Origin of the sequence: Streptomyces sp. NPDC059696, assembly GCF_042733745.1 — a bacterium.
Taxonomy (GTDB): Bacteria; Actinomycetota; Actinomycetes; order Streptomycetales; family Streptomycetaceae; genus Streptomyces.
This window is the reverse complement of sequence record NZ_JBHWFG010000087.1, coordinates 1-2,734: the sequence shown is the minus strand read 5'-3', so window position 1 is coordinate 2,734 and position 2,734 is coordinate 1. Positions and strand designations below refer to the sequence as shown.

Annotated in this window: 3 protein-coding genes; 1 reads left to right on the top strand and 2 read right to left on the bottom strand. The window is 70.1% G+C overall.

Features of this window, described 5'->3' with window-relative positions:
• The first annotated feature begins 58 nt into the window (after positions 1-58).
• On the top strand, positions 59-913 hold the full coding sequence (locus ACFV20_RS36680) for a helix-turn-helix domain-containing protein (RefSeq protein ID WP_385665425.1): 855 nt from the start codon (positions 59-61) through the stop codon (positions 911-913).
• On the opposite strand, the gene ACFV20_RS36675 is transcribed toward ACFV20_RS36680, so the two are convergent.
• On the bottom strand, positions 801-2,150 hold the full coding sequence (locus ACFV20_RS36675) for a cytochrome P450 (RefSeq protein WP_385665423.1): 1,350 nt from the start codon (positions 2,148-2,150) through the stop codon (positions 801-803). The genes ACFV20_RS36680 and ACFV20_RS36675 overlap by 113 nt on opposite strands.
• Positions 2,147-2,695 (bottom strand): NADH-dependent FAD reductase SgcE6, encoded by a 549-nt coding sequence (gene sgcE6 / locus ACFV20_RS36670; protein ID WP_073771985.1) that lies wholly within the window; start codon positions 2,693-2,695, stop codon positions 2,147-2,149. The genes ACFV20_RS36675 and sgcE6 overlap by 4 nt, the downstream gene beginning before the upstream one ends.
• Between the last annotated feature and the right edge of the window lie 39 nt (positions 2,696-2,734).

Below are 2,734 nucleotides of genomic sequence, written 5' to 3'. Positions count from 1 at the left end.
TAAAACCATAACACTAAGCCACCTCGCAGTTTAATACATACAACGACAGGGAGTTACGGTGACCACGAACACCATCGAGGACGCGGTCCGCCGGGTCGTCGAGTACATGCACGTCAACCTCGGTCAGAACCTCACGATCGACGACATGGCGCGCACGGCGATGTTCAGCAAGTTCCATTTCACCCGCATCTTCCGTGAAGTCACCGGTACCTCTCCCGGGCGTTTCCTGTCCGCCTTACGGATTCAGGAGGCCAAGCGACTTCTGGTGCATACTGCACTCAGTGTGGCCGATATCAGCAGCCAGGTCGGCTACAGCAGCGTCGGTACCTTCAGCTCGCGGTTCAAGGCCTGTGTGGGCCTTTCCACGAGCGCCTATCGCGACTTCGGCGGGGTGCAGCCGGGATTCCCCTCCCCCGCGAGCCGTATTACCTCCGTCGCCCACAACCTCTCGTTACGCGGACGCATTCATTCCGCTCCGGGCGAGAGGCCGGAGCGGGTCTTCGTGGGCCTGTTCCCCGGCAGGATGCGCCAGGGCCGGCCGGCGCGCTGGACCACTCTGGAGAGCCCCGGGGCCTTCGAGCTCCGGGACGTCCCCGTGGGCACCTGGCACATCCTGGCCCACTCCTACTCCGTCGGCCACCAGCCCCACCGGCTCGACTCCGAACCGCTGCTCCTCGGGCACAGCGGACCGCTCGTGGTGCACCCCGGCGCGCTGCTCCGTCCGGTGGACATCCTCCTGCGTAAGGTGGACGCCCTCGATCCACCGGTCCTGCTGGCCCACTTCGCCCTCGAGAGCCGGCTCACCTCGCCGCACTCACCGTCATCGGTAGCCCTCCGCGCATCCGCAGGGAGAGCATGGGTTCGGCAACCGCCCGGTGTCCGGCGACAGTACGCAGATCGAGATCGCGGGTGACCAGGGCCGTGACGAACACCGCCTCCATCATCCCGAGGTTGCTGCCGACGCAGAATCGGGGCCCCGCGCCGAACGGGATGTACGCGTACCGGGGCCGGGCGGCCACCTGCCCGGGTTCGAACCGATCCGGGTCGAAGCGCTCGGGATCGTCCCACAGGCCCGGGTGGCGGTGCATGATGTACGGGCAGACCAGCACGTCCGAGCCGGCGGTCACCGTGTAGCCGCCCACCACGTCGCTCCGCTGGGCGACCCTGGGCAGGATCCACACGGGAGGGAACAGCCGCATCGCCTCCTGCACCACCATCGTCGTGTACGGCAGCCGGTGCAGGTCCTCCAGCCGGGGGACGCGGTCGCCGAGGGCGGCGCGGGCCTCGGCGCGGACCCGGTCGCGCGCCTCGGGGTGACGCTCCAGCAGATGCAGGGTCCAGCCGAGCGTACTGGCCGTGGTCTCGTGTCCCGCCAGCAGCAGGGTGACCAGCTCCTCGCGCAGCCTGCGGCGGGTTCCGGCCGGATCGCCCCGCCGCCGGTCGGCCGCGACGATGATCCGGGCCAGCGCGTCGTCGTCCGCCTCCCCGCCGGCCCTCCTGGAGCGCCGGTCGGCCACCAGCAGGTCGGCCACCCGGTACAGCTCCCGGCGGGCGCGCCGGAAGCGCGCCTGCGGAGGCAGCGGCAGCCAGCCGGGCACCATGCCCTGGCTCACCATCTCCAGCATGGCCTGGTCCTGGACCTCCTCGAAGGAATGGGCGAGCGACTCGTGCGCGGTGAGGTCCGAGTCGAGCAGCGTGCGGCCCAGCACGCCCAGGGTGAGGCCGGTGACCTCCTGGAGGACGTCCACGGGCCCGCCCCCCTCGTGACCGCGCAGCAGGGCGACCAGCTTCACCGCCTCCTCCGCGACGGCGGCCGCCTGCTGGTTGATGCGGCCCGGCTTGAACGCCGGCTGCACGGCCCTGCGCTGTTCGCGCCACGTCTCACCGTCACTGGTGAGCAGACCGTCGCCCAGCACCCGGCGGGACTGCACCAGACCGATGCCCTTGTGGTAGTTGTCGCTGTTGTCCGCCAGGACGTGCTTGGCGTAGTCGGGACGGTTGAAGACGTACAGCTTCTTGGGCCCCATGGAGACGCGGACGGCGTCCCCGAGGTCGGCCGCGTCCTGCATCATGCCGAGGCGGTCCACCGCCAGCTTCCTCAGCAGTCCCGGAAGCGCCCTGAGCGGCGGGCCGGGCGGATCGATCCTCATGCCGCCCTTCCTTCGCCCGCATCCGGTGCGAACCGGCGGAAGCGGCCGCCGGAGAACAGCATCCCCTCGCGGACCGGCCAGCGCGTCGCCGTGATCACTTCGCCGAGGAAGATCGTGTGGTCGCCACCGTCGTAGAGCCGGTGCTTCGCGCATTCCAGGTGGGCCACCGCACCCGCGATCAGCGGTGCGCCGGACGCCTCCCCGAGCAGCCAGTCCACCGAGTCGAACTGGTCGGCGCCCGGCGGACGGGAGCGGTCCGCGAAATGCCTGGCGGCCTTCTCCTGCCCGGCTTCCAGAACCGATACGGCGAACGTCGGCAGGGCGGTGAGGCGCTGGTGCATCACGGCGTCCTTGCCGACGCAGATCAGCACCAGCGGCGGTGAGAGCGAGACGGACGTGAACGAGTTGGCCGTCATGCCCCGGGGCTCGCTCCCGCCGACGGTCACCACGGTGACGCCGGTCGGGAAGTCCCCGAACACCCTCCTGAGCTGTACGCGGTCGTTCGGGTCGACTAGCTCCGCGGGCGGAGCGGTGATCGGACTCATTTCTGCCTCCCTGCCGGCGGCCGGGGCCCGGCTCGGTGG